Source organism: Dehalogenimonas alkenigignens (genome assembly GCF_001466665.1).
GTDB lineage: Bacteria > Chloroflexota > Dehalococcoidia > Dehalococcoidales > Dehalococcoidaceae > Dehalogenimonas > Dehalogenimonas alkenigignens.
Genome location: NZ_KQ758903.1, coordinates 76,660 through 91,421 on the forward strand (window position 1 = coordinate 76,660; position 14,762 = coordinate 91,421).

General features: G+C 60.8%; 12 protein-coding genes, 1 tRNA gene and 1 pseudogene. 3 read left to right on the top strand and 11 right to left on the bottom strand.

Annotated elements, in window-relative coordinates:
* Positions 1-91 precede the first annotated feature (91 nt).
* From DEALK_RS00400 to DEALK_RS00420, 5 genes are all read right to left on the bottom strand, one after another.
* On the bottom strand, positions 92-724 hold the full coding sequence (locus tag DEALK_RS00400) for a hypothetical protein (protein ID WP_058437662.1): 633 nt from the start codon (positions 722-724) through the stop codon (positions 92-94).
* A 129-nt stretch (positions 725-853) separates the two neighbouring features.
* Complete coding sequence (locus tag DEALK_RS00405) at positions 854-1,774, bottom strand: major capsid protein (protein WP_058437663.1); 921 nt, start codon at positions 1,772-1,774, stop codon at positions 854-856.
* A 120-nt stretch (positions 1,775-1,894) separates the two neighbouring features.
* A complete protein-coding gene (locus DEALK_RS00410; RefSeq protein WP_058437666.1) occupies positions 1,895-2,323 on the bottom strand; it encodes a hypothetical protein in 429 nt (142 codons plus the stop codon).
* An 86-nt stretch (positions 2,324-2,409) separates the two neighbouring features.
* Complete coding sequence (locus DEALK_RS00415) at positions 2,410-3,744, bottom strand: phage portal protein (RefSeq protein WP_058437668.1); 1,335 nt, start codon at positions 3,742-3,744, stop codon at positions 2,410-2,412.
* Positions 3,737-4,063 (bottom strand): hypothetical protein, encoded by a 327-nt coding sequence (locus DEALK_RS00420; protein ID WP_144437042.1) that lies wholly within the window; start codon positions 4,061-4,063, stop codon positions 3,737-3,739. The genes DEALK_RS00415 and DEALK_RS00420 overlap by 8 nt, the downstream gene beginning before the upstream one ends.
* A gap of 395 nt (positions 4,064-4,458) precedes the next feature.
* Between DEALK_RS00420 and DEALK_RS00425 the strand changes: the two genes are divergently transcribed.
* Both DEALK_RS00425 and DEALK_RS00430 read left to right on the top strand, forming a co-directional pair.
* Positions 4,459-6,537 (top strand): hypothetical protein, encoded by a 2,079-nt coding sequence (locus tag DEALK_RS00425; RefSeq protein ID WP_058437672.1) that lies wholly within the window; start codon positions 4,459-4,461, stop codon positions 6,535-6,537.
* Between the two features lie 211 nt (positions 6,538-6,748).
* Positions 6,749-9,010, top strand: coding sequence for a multicopper oxidase family protein (locus DEALK_RS00430; RefSeq protein ID WP_058437674.1), 2,262 nt, complete (start codon positions 6,749-6,751; stop codon positions 9,008-9,010).
* A gap of 129 nt (positions 9,011-9,139) precedes the next feature.
* Here the strand turns inward: DEALK_RS00430 and DEALK_RS00435 are convergent, their stop codons facing one another.
* Together DEALK_RS00435 and DEALK_RS10035 are read right to left on the bottom strand one after the other, a co-directional pair.
* Complete coding sequence (locus DEALK_RS00435) at positions 9,140-9,559, bottom strand: pyridoxamine 5'-phosphate oxidase family protein (protein WP_058437676.1); 420 nt, start codon at positions 9,557-9,559, stop codon at positions 9,140-9,142.
* Between the two features lie 16 nt (positions 9,560-9,575).
* Complete coding sequence (locus DEALK_RS10035) at positions 9,576-9,743, bottom strand: hypothetical protein (RefSeq protein WP_165802761.1); 168 nt, start codon at positions 9,741-9,743, stop codon at positions 9,576-9,578.
* A 116-nt stretch (positions 9,744-9,859) separates the two neighbouring features.
* Between DEALK_RS10035 and DEALK_RS00440 the strand changes: the two genes are divergently transcribed.
* On the top strand, positions 9,860-10,597 hold the full coding sequence (locus DEALK_RS00440) for a Crp/Fnr family transcriptional regulator (protein ID WP_058437679.1): 738 nt from the start codon (positions 9,860-9,862) through the stop codon (positions 10,595-10,597).
* Between the two features lie 31 nt (positions 10,598-10,628).
* Here DEALK_RS00440 and rsgA read toward each other — a convergent pair whose 3' ends face one another.
* The 4 genes and pseudogenes from rsgA to DEALK_RS00460 form a co-directional block, all read right to left on the bottom strand.
* Positions 10,629-11,735, bottom strand: a complete 1,107-nt coding sequence (gene rsgA / locus DEALK_RS00445; protein WP_058437682.1) for a ribosome small subunit-dependent GTPase A — start codon at positions 11,733-11,735, stop codon at positions 10,629-10,631.
* A gap of 313 nt (positions 11,736-12,048) precedes the next feature.
* Positions 12,049-12,122, bottom strand: a tRNA-Val gene (locus DEALK_RS00450).
* 45 nt (positions 12,123-12,167) lie between these two features.
* Positions 12,168-13,964, bottom strand: coding sequence for an adenosylcobalamin-dependent ribonucleoside-diphosphate reductase (locus tag DEALK_RS00455; RefSeq protein WP_058437684.1), 1,797 nt, complete (start codon positions 13,962-13,964; stop codon positions 12,168-12,170).
* Positions 13,965-13,970: 6 nt separating this feature from the next.
* A pseudogene (locus DEALK_RS00460) lies at positions 13,971-14,594 on the bottom strand (Dph6-related ATP pyrophosphatase); the annotation flags it as partial.
* Between the last annotated feature and the right edge of the window lie 168 nt (positions 14,595-14,762).

Consider the following 14,762-nt stretch of genomic DNA (forward strand, 5'->3'; position numbering starts at 1 on the left):
TCCTTCGTCGAGGGAAATTCCAAATCCGAATATCGAAATCCGAAACGGGCAACCCTGGAAGTTTCGTATTTCGTGCTTCGGATTTACTTCTTTACCCCCAAAAGTGCGTATCGTCCGGGCAGGAGTAGTCCTCCACCGGCCGGAAGAACTTGCCGGCGCGGAATTCGCTCCGGCGGGACAGGCGGCGCAGCTCGTCGCGGAAGACGCTCATGCGCTCCCTGCCCCAGCGGAGGTAGTCCGCCGCGGCGTTTGAGCCGGAGTTGACGCGGTTGACGGCGTAGGCCGCCCACTCGATGGCAGCATAGGCCGCCGCGCCGGTGGCGATGAGGTCGTGGTGCTGCGACGGGATGGTCGTCGAAGAGGCATCCAGGGTATGCAGGCAGCCCCAGTAGACCGCCAGGTCGCCGCCATCCGGGGCGGGGCAGTTTTCCAGCGTCAGCCGGTCCGCCCAGACGGTGAACGGGCGGAACTTCCGCGGCTTCAGATCGACGGGGTACTCCACGCCCAGGACGGCGGTACGGTCGGCCAGCGACGAGATGTCCAGCTCCATGCAGCCGAAGACGGAGACGAACGCCGTCTTCATCTGCCGCGGCGCCGCCGCTGAGTATTCCGCCACCGCCCGCCGCAGGTGGCGGTCAAGGGTGTCATCCGTCCAGCGGTAGGTGGCAGGGATGGTGTCTTTGAGGTCGGTACGGACCAGGCTGCGCATTTCGGTCAGGTTCATCGCGTGCTCCTTTATTGTTGTGTCACCCTCACCCTGCCCTCTCCCGTCAGGCGACGGGAGAGGGGTTGGAGAAGAGGCGGTTTCCGTCCACCCTTCGACAGGCTCAGGATGATCGGAAATCGCGTTTGCTTAGTCCTTCACCCCGATGAGCGCCGCCGCTTTGACCGCGGAGAAGAGCGCCAGCGAGGCGTACCACTTGACCCGGGTGCGGACGGCGTCCTTGTCCTCCAGCGAGCCCAGGTTTTCCACCTGGATAAAGCCAGGGGCGGACAGGCCGGACAGCGCCCCTTCGCCGAACTGGACGGCGTACACCGTCGAGCAATCCCCGCCGACCGCGGCCGTCTCGACGGACCCGGCGACGATGTGGCTATCCAGAATCCAGTCGTTGACGCCGATAGCGACGCCGTCCCAGTACTGGACGGAGTTGCCGAAGCTGTCGCGGTCGGTCTCGATGACACCGCCGGAAACGCGCATCAGGGCGTTCAGCTTGCGGCGGGTGCGCCGGCTCATGAGCAGCAGGTCCGGCTTGCCGCCCTTGACGGCGTCAATGAGTTCATCGAGCTTTTCCAGTGTCAGCGCCGCCCCGGCGGCGCCCATGGCGATGAGCTGCGGCCCGGGGGTTGCGGTATCGATAAGTTTTCTCAAGCCGTCGAACTCCTTCGGACTCTCCGCCTCATCGCCGTAGATGAAGACCTGCTCGAACCTGTCCTTCAAGGCTTTGGCCTTCTGCTGGATGACGGCGGCCTGCAGGTCCTGGATGTTGGAGCGCGTCGTCTTCAGGAAGTTATCCACGTCGGCGTCGCCGCCCATGATCTTCAAGTGCGCCGTCTTCTGCTCAAACTCCGGCGCGCTCTCGGTCCACTCTTCGCCGACGTCGTAGAAGGCGATGTCCGGCAGGGTTTTTTCCTGGTTGTAGGTCAGCCCGTTGCCGACGATCTCTATAAACGGCAGGCGGCGGAGAACGGGCGATTCCTTGATCATCGTCTCCACCACGCCCTGCATCAGGAGGTCATTGGACATCTTGGATGCTTCTGTTAGTGTCAGTGCCATATTCGGTTTTCTCCTTTTCTCTTATTCCCTCTCCCGCTGTCGGCGGGAGAGGGCCAGGGTGAGGGTGCAAACGTCTCGCCCTCACCCCATTCCTCTTCCATCAGGCGATGGGAGAGGAGGTCACTGCGCCAACCCGCGGCGGATTTTATCCTCCGACGACAGGCCGCCGGCGGCGGGGCGGGAGCGAGAGGCGGCGACCAGGGGCGGGGCAGCCTGCGCCAGCGCCGATTTGACCCGCGCCACCAGGTCCATAGCCTTGCGGAGCGATTCATCTACGGCGGAAACGCTGTCACCCTCTATAAGCTCCTCCGGCAGGTCGCGGTGCAGCGCGGCGGTTGAGCCGCGGTAGGCGCCGACGGCGGCGTTCAGGTTTTTATTCAGCCGCTTTATAAGGTCGTCCTTATCCGCCAGTTCCCGCGACAGGCGGGCGAGTTCGGCCTCCCGCGAGATGAGCCTTGCCGTCAGTTCGGCGGCGGATTCGGGCACAGCCGTCTCTGTTTCGGATAGTTCCGCTTCTTCTTCTATTGTGGTCTCCAATTCGGTTTCCATGTTTCTCCTTGATTTTTGCTGCCCTCGCCTCTATCCTCTCCCGCGAGGCCGCGGGCGAGGAGGTTAAGTATTACCGTCGCCCTCACCTACACCGCGCTCTCTCCCGCTTTCAGGTTATTGCTCCGGTTCATCTTCAAAATAGATTCACGCTCGGCCAGCCAGTCTGAAAACTCCCGGTCCGGGTCATCCACGCCGAGGCCGGTCATGGCTCGTTTGCGGGAATGAATGCCGGACTGGACCAGCGCCTGTTCGGCGGCCACGGCGGCGGCCATGTCCCGCGGCAGTACCGGCGACCAAATGACCTCGATGCCGACGCCGTCGAAGTTCTCGCCGAGGTATTTCGAGTACAGGGCCAGCATCAACTCGGCGCGCTTGCGGTAAACGCCGGTGCGGATGAGCCGCTTGCGCCAGACGCGTTGCAGCAGAGGCTGCAGCTCAAGCTCCAGGGCGACGCCGGAGACGTCCCGCCCCAGGCCGCCGAAGGCCGCCCGCGGCATCTCGGACAGGTCATGCAGGACGCGGAACAGCAGCTCGATGTAATTTATGTGAAGCTGGGCGCCGCCGCCCTGTAAAAGATCCAGCAGGTAAGCCTTGGCTTCCTCGGGAACGTGCCATACGGCGCCGGGCGACACGGCGATGTCCTGCGACGACTCGACGTTCTCCAGGACGGCGATGGGATTGCCCGACAGTTCGAGGATACGCGACAATTGGCTGGTCGATCGGTTCAGTTCCCGCTGCACCTCGATCAAAGGCTCCAGATCGGAGGCGCCCCACGGCGATTTGGACCGCGGCAGGTTGGGGAAAACGATGAAGGGAATGAAGCCGTAGGGATTCAGGCCGCCGGCGACAACCTCGCCGCCGCAGGCGACCTGATATTCGGCGGCGGTCCAGGTCTCAAGGACATCAACCGTTCGGTTAAGGCAGTCGAAACCCCAGGCACGGCGCGCCGTCTCTTTATCTACGGCGTAGGCATGGGTCACCCGCTCGGCGGTCACGCCGTCAAAGTTATAGCTTACCTCGATGCCGGCAACATCCGGCGAGGTGACGCGCACCGACGCCGAGACGGCGTCCCAGCCAAGCCGGTAGCAGCCGTCGCCCAAAACCGCGGCATCGATCTCTGTCTCATAGTCCAGGCGGTCGAGAAAATTGTCACTGCGGGTCTTGTCGAGGAGGCACTGCGCCCGCCCGGCGCGGACTCCGGACTCTGCCGATTCATCGGCCGCGGCGGCCCGGACAGATATGCCGTTCAGGAGGTAGGCGGTCAGCTTGTCCACCACCGTCGCGGCGTAGTTGAAGGTCAGCCGCTTGTCCTCCCTCCTGGCGGCAGGCCAGTGTTGGCCGCGGTAAAAGTCCAGCAGGCCGCGGTAGCGCCGCCCGCGGCCATCCAATTCATCATTCGCCGAAGGGCTCAAATTATTCATCCCAGACCTCCCTTTGATTCTCATCTATCTCAAGCTGGGTCCGGCGCTTGAACTCCCGGATGACCCGCTGGACAGAACGCAGGCTTTCACCCAGCAGCCGGGCGATCTGCTTGGCGGACAGCCCGCGGCCGTGCTGGAAGACGATCTCCCGCGCTTTCTTGTCCTGCCGGTAGCGCTGCAGGCCGCCCGGCACCTCATAAATGCAGCGGGGAAAGGGGCAGTTGAGACAGGAATTGGACAGCTCGCAGCCCTCATCCCGGTAGCGGACATATTCCGGCAGCGGGTCTGCCATCCAGTCATGGCTCGTTCCTTCTTTCAAAATGCACCTTTAACGCACGGCGGCGCCGTATAACGCTCATTTGTTCTACTACCAGGCAACAGGCCGGCAACTCAGTACGCCGGGGAATTTTTCGGGCTGGACCCGCCCTGCTGTCGCCCAACCATGATAGCACGCGCGTTCTGCGTTCTGTCAAGCGACTTTTGTCGTTTTTGGCCGGCCCGGCAAAAAATAATTTTCCGGCGGGCGGCGGGCCGCTATCCGGGGGCAGATGACATCGTTGTATCAGGTATAGCCGGGAACAGCCCGGAGGCGCGGCGGTGGTACAATCGTAATACGGGCAATAAAACAGGATACAGAGCCAAATCCGTGTGCTATAATTGCGCCTGAATGTAAAACCAGTCTAAAAAACCATGAGGAGGAATGAAGGCCGGACCATGAGACTTAAAATTTTCCTGCGGACTCTTCCCATCATGCTCATCACCGCCCTGCTGGGCATCGGCGCGCTGGCGGCGCCGGTGGGGGCGGCAGCCGGGACGTGGACCATTTCCACCGCTACGGCAGCCCCGGGATCAATCATCACCGCCGCGGGCAGCGGTTTCACGGCGAACAATCCTTATACGATAAAATGGTCGGGGACTGTAGTCGCATCAGGCAACGCCACAGTATCCGGTACATTTTCAACGTCGTTTACCGTGCCATCGGTAGCCCGAGGCGTCTATACCGATGTATTGACGATTGAAAGCGTCGGAGACACAGCCACTGCCAAATCTTTCACCGTCACTTCGGCTATTACTTTATCGGTGCTTTCAGGTCCTATCGGGGCTTCGGTCACCGTCAACGGCTACGGCTTTGCGGCCTCTCAGGCGGCAAATGTCTATTTCGGCGCTCTAACAACTCCGGTTGCTCAGGTGCCGACAACCGATGCCAACGGCTATTTCTTCGCTTCGTTCCTGGTGCCGACGCAGTCGCCGCGGGCGGCGTATACAATCACCGCCAGAGACGCATCGCTCAACCAGGCGACGGCGACTTTTTCGATCATCCCCCGCATCACCACCATCTCGGCTGAAGCCGGCGGCGTCGGCGACTCCGTGACCATCAACGGCGACGGCTTCACAGCCCTGGGTTCAGTCAGCTTCTTCTTCGACAGCGACACCACCACCGCCCTGACCACGGTCACCGCCAACGCCTCCGGGATCCTTCCGACGACTACGATCACGATCCCCACCGCGGCCAGGGGCGTTCACACCATCATCGTCAGGGACAACACCGCCACCGCCATCTCAACCACCAAGTTATATACAATCAATGTGTCCAAGATCACCGTCAGCCCCAATTCAGGGCAGGTGGGAACATCGGTAACCATTTCAGGCAACGGCTTTACCTCCGGCGGGGTGATTGACTTCGAGTTCGACGGCGCCGCCTTCACCGGCGTCACCTCGATAACCGCGGCGGCCAACGGCACGTTCACCAAGACGGCGGTGATCATCCCGACGACGTCGGCCGGGGCGCATACCATCACCGCCAGGGTGACTTCGGACACCACCGTGTTTGCCAACGCCACATTTACGGTGAATTCAAGAATCGTCATCACCCCTACTGAAGGCACCGCCGGAACTACGGTAACCATCACCGGCTCCGGCTTCTCACCGGCCGGGGTCCTGAGCTTCACCTATGACGCTACGCCGCTGGCAAGTTCCCCGGCGACACCGGTCATTCAGGCCAACGGCACCTTCAGCGCCCAGGTGGTCATCCCCGGCGCCGCGGCCGGCACCCACACCATTTACGCCGCCGACGGGCTGGGCAACGTAGCCACCGCAAGTTTTATTTCCAGGATTACTGCAACTCTTACACCCCTGACGAATACCGCAGAACCAGGCTATGTCGGCCAGGAAATCACAGCGACTGGTACTGGCTTCATGCCAAATTCGACTATCACGGTAAGATTGGGCAATTCCCCAATGGGTTCAATTACAGCAAACGCCACCGGGACTTTCAGTATTAAGTTCAAGATCGACGCTATACCAGCTGGAGCACACGTTATCACCATTTCAGACGGCACCACTACTATGCAATTTGACTATATCATGGAAGGCAACGCCCCGGCGGCGCCGACGCTGGTGACCCCGGCCAGGGATACCAAAGCGGAGCAGCCGGTAGTCTTTGACTGGAACGATGTTTCCGACCCCTCTGGCGTTACCTATACCCTGGAAGTGGCGCTGGATTCCAGCTTCACCAAACTGGCGCTCAAGAAAGACGGCCTGACTTCATCCAGCTATACGATGACCGAGGCTGAAAAACTGGAAACGGTGCCCAAGAAAGCCCCGTATTACTGGCGGGTCATCGCCAAGGACGGCGCAGGCAATGTCGGCGCCGCGGGATCGGCCTTCACTTTCACCGTCGGCTTCTCCCTGGAGGACATCCCGATGTGGGCCTGGATCACCGGCGGCTTCTTTGTCGTGGTGATCGTCGGCGGCCTGCTGTACTACTTCACCCGCCGCAGGTCAATGTACTAACGCGAACCTGGCAGCCCCTTAGAGAAGCGCCCCCGGAACCGGGGGCGTTTCTTTTTGTAATCGATAAGTATAAAGACAAGTAAAAATTAGGGGCTAAATCATCAAATACCAAGTAGTAGTACTAATGCACAATTACCGCCGAGGGGGCGAAAATAATATTAACGAATTTATCGGAAGGGGAAACATTCCCTTAACCGGAACAAGGAGAATTATGGAAAACCAGAAAACCGGCATCAGCCGGCGCGAGTTCATGAAGCGGGCCGGGCTGACCGCGGCGGGAGCCGGCGGCGTCCTGCTGGCGGAAAGCGCCCTGGTGCGCGGCCTAACCATGTTTGCGGCTAAGCCGCCGCCGGCAGGCCAGGTACCGCTGCCCGGCAACAAGATACCGCAGTTCATTGACCCGCTGCCGGTGCTGGACTTGAACCCGGCATCGACCACCGGGATACCCACGGTGGTCGCGGGCGCGAATGAGCTGGTGCTCAACATGCACACCTTCAAGGCCAACATCATGCCCTCGACCTGGGCGGCGGCCAACCCGGGCTATACCGGGACGTGGACTTTCGGCTACCGCGTGGGACCGGCGGCGGCGCCCGGGCTGGTGGAAACCAACGTCGGGCCGGTCATCGTGGCCAGCCGCGGCACGCCGACCCGGATCCGCTACGTCAACAACCTCGAAGCCAGCGCGAACACCATTCACTGGCGGGACTGGACGGATCAGACGCTCCATTCCGCCTTCCACCAGGCTAAGGGCGAGATGATGCCGATAGCAAGCGACGCCCAACTCCATTACGACGGGCCGGTGCTGGCGGTGCCGCACCTGCACGGCGGCGAGGTCCCGGCGGTGGTGGACGGCGGGCCGGAAGCCTGGTTTGCCAGCGATGTGCCCGGAACCGCCCCGATATCTATGGATAAAGGGCCGGCCTATTATTCCATGGCCGGGGCGGCGGCCAACGAATGTATTTACACCTACCCCAACAGCCAGGAAGCGGCGCCGCTGTGGTTCCACGACCACCTGCTGGGCGGCACCCGGCTGAACGCCACCTTCGGCGGGCTGGCCGGGGCTTACGCCTTGATCGATCCTGATCTTGACCTGCCCGACGGCCTGCACCCGGTCGGCCTGCAGCGGGGCGGCACTACGGACTACCTCATCCCGTTAGTCATCCAGGACCGGATGTTCGATACCAACGGGCAGCTGCTCATGCCAAACGCCGGCGTCAACCCGGAACACCCCTACTGGGTGCCTGAGTTCGTCGGCGACACCATCATCGTCAACGGCAAGGTCTGGCCGTACCTGACGGTGGAACAGAAGCGGTACCGCTTCTTCCTGATCAACGGCTCCAACTCCAGGGCTTACGATATGTTCCTCCAGGACACCGCCTCCGGGATCAAGGGGCCGCGGATGTGGGTCATCGCCACCGACGGCGGCTACCTCGACGCGCCGGTGTTGATCGATCCCAACGCCAACGGCCAGCAGATCAAGGCGGGGCAGCAGACCAGCCTGATGATGATGCCCGGCGAACGCTACGAGATCATCGTCGACTTCGCCGACCCGGTGTGGCGCACTCTGCTGGCGGCCCGGAGAGTGAGGTTCCCGCTCAACCTGACGCTGCGGAACACCGCCCCGACGGTCAACGGCAACCCCAAGGCCTCGACCGAAGGCCGGATCATGCAGTTCAGGGTATCCACCGCCGCTCCCGCCGAGGATACCAGCTACAACCCGGCTTCAGGCATACCGCTGCGGCCGCCGATGGTGCGCCTGGCTGGAGTCACACCGGCTAAAACCCGCTTCCTGACCTTGAACGAAGTTGTCGGGGCCGGCGGGCCGCTGGAAGCGCTGGTCAACAACACCAAATGGAGCGGGCTGCGGCATGGCATGAATCCAGGTGACCCGCCCATACCCATCCCTGGATCGGTCGAAGTGCCGCCCAACTGGCTGACGGAACTGCCCGAAGAAGGCGACACCGAAATCTGGGAGATCGCCAACATGACCATGGACTCCCACCCTATCCACCTCCATGCTGTCCAGTTCCAGCTGCTCAGCCGGCAGCCTTTCGATATGAAGGCGTTCATGGCCGCTTACGACATGGCCTTCCCCGACGGTATGTTCATGCCGGGCCACGGCCCGCCAAACGATTACTTCACTCCAAACGCCGCGGGCGCCATCGGCGGAAACCCGGACTACACTCCTTTCCTGCTGGGGCAAGCGACGCCGCCCCTGGCTTACGAAGCCGGCTGGAAAGACACGGTCATCATGCGGATGGGCGAGATTTCGCGCATCGCCGTCCGCTGGGCGCCGCAGGACGTGCCGGCCGGGACTTCCGGCAGCTTCCCGTTCGATCCCGCGGCGGGCGACGGGGTGTACGTCTGGCACTGCCACATCACCGACCACGAGGACAACGAAATGATGCGGCCGGACCAGATCCAGCCCAAGGCCGGGGCAGTCCGGGACTTTGAGATGGGCACCGATTTCTAGCCCGGTAACCGGGCAGTCGATAAAAAGCGAGGCCGCTTTGGCGGCCTCGCTTTTTATTTGATGCCGGCGGGACTCGCCGTAAAACCGCCCGGACACGGGTGTTATCGAACTCGTCCGCGCGCCGCGGTTTCAGGCAATTTGTTTACCCTTATCCTGGGGCGCCTGAGAAAAGACCGCGTCAACTTTAACTGTGCCGACGCCGCTGATGACGACGCCCATCGCCGCTTTCAACGCGCCGGCGAATTGCTCAAACACCGGCCCCGAGGTCAGGTACTCTCGGTAAGTTCCTTTAACCTGAAAAGTGGTGAAAGGCGGAGCGACCGGCACTTTCATGGCGACGATGGCTACCTTCCCGGTTTCCTCCAGGTTCTTGAAGGTCCTGGTGGTTCGCCCGTAGAGATCGGCAAAGGCAAGAGTCTCGTCGTCGACCGCGGTCATGCTCGTTTTGGGAGTGACGTTCAATTCGCCATCGCGGCTTACCGTCGCTACCATTTTAGGCACCGCGGGATCCTGAAACAGCGCGATAACCTCCGGCGGCAATTTAGCCATAGCAAGCCTCCTTAATTTAATCTAGAAGCGAAATCACGGCCAGGGTCATCGCCGTGACGCCGAGAAGCAGGTGGACCCAGAACAATTTGGCGGTGATAAAACCTTTCAGCGGGTTGTGAGCCGTTTTCAACGTGAAGCCGCAGACGCCGGCCGCCAGGATGAACACGAATGCTAATGTCGCCATGCTTACCTCCAATTTTTTCTTTATTGTGGCACCGCCGCGGCGGGAAGTCTGTAAAATACTTTACCAACAAACCCGGCGGCGTGATGTAGAATAAAGCGTGGTTCCGGAGGATTGAAATGACATCGCTTAGCTGTATGGCGGACATGTGGTTATTCGACGCGCTGGACGAAAAGGAAAAAGCCGATGTCCGCCGGCTGTTTCAGCGCCCCGAATACCTGAAGAATGAATATCTCTTCAACGAGGGCGAGCCCGCCAGTTCCGTCTTCATCGTCACCAAAGGCCGGGTTAAGCTGATCAAGACCTCCGAAGACGGCCGGGAAATCGTGCTGGGATACCTCACCGCCAATCAGCTGTTCGGTGAGGAAGTCCTTTTCGATGAAAGCCGCAGGTCATTTGCCGCGGTCGCCGCGGAGGATACCCGGCTATGCGCCTGTTACAAGAGCAGTTTTGAGACCCTGCTTGCCCAGAACAGCCAGTTATCGCTGAAAGTGATCAAGAGCCTGGGCGATAAAATCAGGCGGATAACCGAACAACTGGCAGACGTGGCCATCTACGACACCCGTTCCAGCCTGTGCCGGACGCTGGCCAGGCTGGCTAAAGAACACGGGCGCGAGACGTCCGATGGGATGAAGCTGAATTTCCGGCTGACCCATGACGACCTCGGCGCGCTGGTCGGGGCTTCCAGGGTCATGATCACCAATGTGATGCGGTCACTCAAGCTGGCCGGCATAGTGAAAGACGACATAGACCACCGGCTGGTGATCAGCCGGTGGTTTTTGAACGAACCGCTGCCTGAAGAGACTCCTGTAACTCCTGGTTCGCCAGGCAACTGCGAATGCTTCCAGCTCAGGTAAGCAGGCAGTTACCCCCTCAATCTGGAGGCGGTTATTCCAACCTGGATCGGTTGATTTCTTTCACCAATTTGGCTATCGGTCTCCATTTCTCTTTCTCATAACAGCGGGCGCTCTGCGCCTCCCTAGCAGCCAGGTAATGTATCTCATTCCCCAGCTTGCGGTAGCTTGCCAGCCTGGCGGGATCAAGTTCTCCCTGGTCGATGGCCGCCCTGACGGCGCAACCCGGCTCCCCGTCATGGCCGCAATCGGCGTAGCGGCATTCCCGGGCGTACATCTCGACGTCTGAAAATGTACCGTGGAGATCATCTTCTCCCGCCCACATCTGGATTTCCCGCATCCCCGGCGTGTCGATCACAATGCCGCCGGCGGGCAGGAGAAGGAGCTGGCGCATGGTCGTGGTATGACGGCCCAGGCGGTCATCCGATCGGACCGCCCCGGTCTGCTGGCGCTCATGGCCCAGCATCGCATTGATCAGAGCCGATTTACCGACGCCGGAAGACCCCAGAAAAGCGACGGTGCTGCCTTCGGTCAGGTACGGCGCCAGCGCCTCCAGGCCGGCGCGCTCCCGGGCGCTGACGGCGTGAACCGGTACGCCGGGGGCGATAGCTTTAACCTTAAGGATGAAATTTTCAACGCCTGGGCACACATCGGCTTTATTAAGCACCATGACCGGCGCGGCGCCGCTGCTCCATGCGAGGGTCAGGTAACGCTCGATACGCCGAAGGTTGAAGCTCCTGCCGCCGTCCAGGCCGCTGACGATAAAAACGGTATCGACATTGGCGGCGACAATCTGTTCCACGGTACGTTCGCCGGCTGCTTTTCTGGAAAACTTGCTTTTCCTCGGCAGCACCGCCTGGATAACGGCTTTCTTTTCACCGGCCAACGGCTTGACCGCTACCCAGTCACCTGCCGCCGGGTACAGGCCTTCGGCCTTGAGCCGATGCCGCATCCTGCCGGCGATGGCCGCCGCAAGCACGCCACCGGCGCTTTGCACCTGGAACAGGTCTTTAGACTCTGATATGACCCTGGCAGGCACCGTGTCAGGGATATTCAATTGTTGAAAGTGCTCCTTAAAAAAAGGACTCCAGCCAAGAACTCGAAGGTCCTGTGGCCGCGAATCGGTCGGTTGGTCGTTCACTGGTTTTACTCCTGAATTTTTGGTAAAGCGATAGGATAAATCCATTAAAATAGAAAACCGCGGTTCACACCCCGCGGCCGTTCTGCTTTCTCAAGACAAGAAGAAACAATAAAGCCGTTCCCGGTGGAACGGCTATCAACCTGCTCGATCAGACGAGGAATTTCTGGTTAGCCTAAACACGCCGGGGCGTGACATCCGGAACTATCAACATGACAGGCATCAACACCCCTCCTTTTTTCCGTAATCCTGGGGAATACTAGCACCGCGTCCGGCGGGAGTCAAGACCGGTTGAACGAAGTATCGAATTGAGAACTGGGCAGTACAGGATTCGAACCTGTGACACCCTGCGTGTAAAGCAGGTGCTCTAACCAGCTGAGCTAACCGCCCGTGAAGACCTATTGTAGACTAACTTTCGGGTGATGTAAAAAGCTGTCAGGGATTGGCGGAGATGTATTCGGCGACCAGCTTATGGGCTTTTTCATCGGCGCAGAGCGATTCCAGCTCCCGGCTTGAATCCCGGTAAAGGGTGATGCCCTTGACTCCCTCGCGGTAGCCGAAGAGAAAGATATCCGCCTGCTGCTGAGGCGTCGTTAAATTGGGCACGTTGGTCATCTTGGACACCGCGCCGTCGGTGTGGCGCTGAAAAGCGGCCTGGATGCGGACATGCCACTCCGGTTTGATGCGGTTGGAGGTGACGTAAACGCGCTTGATGCGCTCCGGCACGCCGTCAATCTGCGTCAGATCGATGCAGGACACCAACTTCTGTAAAAGCTCGCCGGAGTAGAAGCCTTCGCGGCGGGCGGCGGACTCGAAGTAGGGATTGATCTCGAGCAAATTCTCGCCGTCCAGGACGTTCCTGACGAAAACGGTGGCATAGAACGGCTCGATGCCGACGTTGCAGCCGGCGATGAGCGAGATGGTGCCGGTGGGGGCTACCGTGGTGCAGGAGGCGTGTCGCTGCCTGCGGCCGCCGGGGGCGTCGTGGACGCTGCCCTTGAAAGCCGGGAAGACGCCTCGTTTTTCGGCCAGCTCCTCCGAGGCGTCCCGCGCCTTTTCGGTGACGAAGCCCATGACATACTCGGCGATCTTGACCGCCTCGAATGAATCGTAGGGGACGCCCAAAAGAACCAGCATGTCGGCAAAGCCCATGACCCCCAGGCCGATCTTGCGCGTCTGTTTAGTCACTTCCTCGACCTGCAGCAGCGGGTAGCAGTTGACGTCGATGACGTTGTCAAGGAGATTCACGCCGGTCTTGACCGCCGCGGCCAGTTTATCGTAGTCGACCACCATCTTTTCGCCGGCCTGTTTGACCATTTTAGCCAGATTGACCGAGCCCAGGTTGCAGGATTCGTAGGGCAACAGGGCCTGCTCGGCGCAGCCGGTGACTGTCTCGACGGGGCCGAGGTTGGGGGTGGGATTGCCGCGGTTGACGCGATCGATAAAGACCAGGCCGGGGTCCCCGGTCTTCCAGGACTGGGCGACAATCTTCTTAAAGACCTCGACGGCGTTGAGGCGCCCGGTCAGCTTGCCTGTCCGAGGGTTGATGAGATCGTAATCGCTCCCCGATTCCAGGGCGTCCATGAAGTCATCGGTCACGGCGACCGAGATGCAGAAATTGGTCAGCGCCAGCGGGTCGTCTTTGGCGACAATGAATTTTAAAATGTCCGGATGATGCACCGACAACAGGCCGATGCTGCAGCCCCGGCGCACCCCCCCCTGGCGGATGACGTCAGAGGCGGCCGACAGCGCCGAGAGGAAGCTGACCGGCCCGCCGGCGATGCCGGAGACGCCGTCAACCATGTCGCCCGCCGGCCGCAGTCGGGACAGGGAGTAGCCGGTACCTCCGCCGCTCTTGTGGATCAGGGCGGTGTACTTCATGGCATCGAAAATGCCCTCGACGGAGTCTTCCACCGGCAGGGCGAAGCAGGCGGCCAGCTGGCCGTTCTTTTTACCGGCGTTTAAAAGCGTCGGCGAATTGGGCAGGAATTCCAGGCGCGACATGACGCCGTAGAATTCGGCTTCTTTGGCGGCGACGTCGGCGCGGGCATCGTACTGACGCTCGGCGGCGGCCAGCGTCCCGGCGACGCGGCGAAACATCTCCGCCGGCGTCTCGATGACCCGGCCCGCGGCGTCCTTACGCAGGTAACGCTTTTCCAGGACGCGCCGGGCATTGGCGGTGAGTTCTATCTCCGGCTGCGGCGCCGCTTTAGAACCGGCATCGAGAGGCATGGTAATCTACTCGACCTTCAGGATGTTAAGGTACCAGAAGCCGTCCTGAAGCACTTTGTTGCTTTCGACGATCTCCAGGTTTTTCTTGAAAGCAGGCCCGCCCAGGACGGTGGTGTGATAGGCCCCGGCCTCGGCGGCGCGGGAGATTTTCTTTTCGCGGCGGATTTCGTCCCAGTCACGGAGGAAAGCGGCGTCCAGCTTGCGGCCCAGCCATTCTTCGCCCATGACATCGGCCCGGGTGGTGACGATGATGGCTTCAAAGCCGCGGCTGATGAACTCCCGGAGGATGCGGTCCTTGGTCATGCCTTCCAGCGGCAGGTGGGCGGCGATGCCGACCTCGCGGCAGACCGAGTCAATCCACTGGCGTTCCACGTCGCCGTTGCCGAAAATGCCGCCCTCCACGCCCTGCTTGTGAAGCTCTTCGAGGCATTTCTTGAAATCGGCTTCGTAGCGGAAGCCGTTGGTCACCAGCTGGATCAGCGGTATGCCCATGCTTCGGGCCTGAGCCTGCATCAGGTCTGATGACAGGCCGTGAGTGCAGGAGGTGCGGCCGTCCTCGTTGAGGATATTCAGGAGATGGGTAACCTTCATGCCGGATTCACGGGCCATGGCCAGGGCCAGGCAGCTGTCCTTGCCGCCGCTCTACGAAGTCACAACCTGAGTCAAGATGCCCTCCCGAAAGTTAACGCGGATAAAGATTCATGTAAGGATAACAAACATTCAATATTAGCAAGAACGAGTATTTTTCGCAACGGAAAAAACGTTCCGGCTGCTTTGCGGCGGCACTGACGTGGGGAT